Annotated in this window: 2 protein-coding genes; one reads left to right on the top strand and one right to left on the bottom strand. The window is 77.1% G+C overall.

The window, feature by feature from the left end; translation table 11 throughout:
* The first annotated feature begins 165 nt into the window (after positions 1-165).
* Positions 166-1167 carry an alpha/beta fold hydrolase gene (locus HCN56_RS25215; RefSeq protein WP_167974920.1) on the top strand — a complete coding sequence of 334 codons (1002 nt, stop codon included), beginning with the start codon at positions 166-168 and terminating at the stop codon, positions 1165-1167.
* Positions 1168-1251: 84 nt separating this feature from the next.
* Here HCN56_RS25215 and HCN56_RS25210 read toward each other — a convergent pair whose 3' ends face one another.
* Positions 1252-2106: a PHP domain-containing protein gene (locus HCN56_RS25210; RefSeq protein WP_167974918.1), complete on the bottom strand. Its 855-nt coding sequence runs from the start codon at positions 2104-2106 to the stop codon at positions 1252-1254.
* Positions 2107-2252: the final 146 nt, after the last annotated feature.

Below are 2252 nucleotides of genomic sequence, written 5' to 3'. Positions count from 1 at the left end.
GTCCGCGCCGCCGTCGCCGCAGCCGCTCCGGTGGGGGCGGCGGCGCTGCCGCCACCGCCGAGGCCTGAGCGGTCCGCCGTCCGGCGGCCCCGCCGCCGTGCACACCACGGGCGCCGTCCTCCCCGAACCACGGGGCGGGCGGTGCCCGCTCGTTACAGTGGAGCGGTGAGCAGACCGCCGTATCTCGACAGGCCGCCGCAGGTGACCGACGGGTCGCTGACCACCCGCCGCGGCGCGTTCGCCGTCCTCGACGCCGTGCCGGCCGGACCGCCGCGCGGCACGGTCCTCCTGGTGCCGGGGTTCACCGGCAGCAAGGAGGACTTCATCGCGCTGCTGGCGCCGCTGGCCGAGGCGGGGTACCGCGCGGTGGCGGTGGACGGCCGCGGCCAGTACGAGAGCCACCCGCCCCGGGACCGCGACGGCTACCGGCTCGGCGCGCTGGCGGAGGACGTCCTCGCGCAGAGTGCGGCGCTGCTCTCCGGGGCCCCGGACGCCGGGGGCCGGGCGGTGACCCCCGGGGAGGCCGACAGGCCGCGCGGCGCGGCGGCAGGCGGTGACGCACGGGCCGTCGGCGCGGCCGTCGACGCGCCGCCCGTCCCGGCCCGCGGTCTGCACCTGGTGGGGCACTCGCTCGGGGGCCTCATCTCCCGCGGCGCCGTCCTCCGGGACGCGGCGCCGTTCCTCTCGCTGACCCTGCTCTCCAGCGGGCCCGGCCGGGTCGCGCGGCTGCCCCGCTGGCGCACCCGCGCTTTCGGCGCCGCGTTGCCGCTGTTCGGGCCGGAGCGGATCTGGCGCGCACTGCACCGGCAGGAGGGCACCGACCCGGTGAGCGTCTTCATGCGCAGGCGCTGGCTCACCAACCACGGCGGGCAATTGCGGGCGCTCGGCCGGCAACTGCGGTACGAGCCGGACCGGGTGGCCCGGCTGGCAGCGACCGGTGTCCCCGTGCACGTCGCCTCCGGCGAGCAGGACCACGCGTGGCCGCTGCCGCTGATGGACGACATGGCCGCGCGGCTGGGGGCCCGGCGCACCGTCATCGAGGGTGCCGCCCACTCGCCCAACGCCGAGCGGCCCGGCCCGACTGCGGCGGCCTTCCTGGCGTTCTGGCGCGAGGTGGAGAGCGCCGCGGCGCTGCCCCGGGCCACGGCTGCCGACGCCCGGGGCTGAGACCGCGGGCGGACCGCGGAGCGTCGGGCGTGTGCGGGCCGGTCGGGGCGTGCCGGTCGGAGCGCGCCGGTCGGCGGACGGGGGTCAGGCGGGACCGGTCGCGGGCCGGGCGCCGGTCGCCCGGGCGACGAGCGCCTCGTAGACGGCCGGGTCGGTCGTGCACTCCCCGAGCGCCGCGAGCTTCCTCGAGCCGTGGTAGTCGCTGGACCCGGTCGGCAGCAGCTCCAACTCCTTCGCCAGCGACCGGAGCCGGTCGCGGGTGGCCGGGTCGTGGTCGAGGTGGTCCACCTCCACGCCGTCCAGCCCGGCCTCGGCGAGCGTGGCCAGCTCTTCCTCGGTCACGATGGCACCCCGGGACGCCGCGAACGGGTGGGCGAAGACCGCCACCCCGCCGGCCGCGTGAATCCTGCGCACCGCCTCCACCGCGTCCAACTCGTGCTTGCCGGTGTGCGCCCGGCCGCCGTCGCCGATCCACTCCGGGGTGAAGGCGTCCGAGACCGTCGCGACCACCCCGGCCTCCACCATGGCGGTGGCGATGTGGGGCCGACCGATACTGCCGTCGGGACCCGCGATCTCCCGCACCCTTTCGAAGTCGATCTCCACCCCGTTCTCCCGCAGCAGTTCGACCATTCGGCGGGCACGCGGCACGCGGTCGTCCCGCAGCAGTTCCCGCTCCCGGGCGAGCGCCGGCTCGGTCGGGTCGAAGAGGTAGCCGAGCATGTGGAGACTGACCCCGCCCAGCCGGCACGAGAACTCCGCGCCCGTGACGAGCGTCAACCCGGCGGGCAGGGCGGCCAGCGCGTCGGCGTAGCCCGCCACGGTGTCGTGGTCGGTGAGGGCCACCACGTCCAACCCGGCCGCCGACGCGGCCCGGACGAGGTCGGCGGGGGAGTCCGTGCCGTCGGAAGCGGTGGAATGGGCATGCAGGTCGATGCGCACGTTCGACACTCTCCGTTGCGGTCGTCGGGGGCGGAGATAGACCTCATCCCCTGCGGCGCGCTGTCCCCCAAGCTGCTGTCGCCGAACAGCTGACGCTGTCTCACCGCGGGGGCGCGGGCGCGCGAACGGCCGGGCCCCGACAGCAC

The organism is Streptomyces lonarensis, assembly GCF_012033735.1.
GTDB lineage: Bacteria > Actinomycetota > Actinomycetes > Streptomycetales > Streptomycetaceae > Streptomyces > Streptomyces lonarensis.
This window is presented reverse-complemented; position numbering and strand designations above follow the sequence as displayed.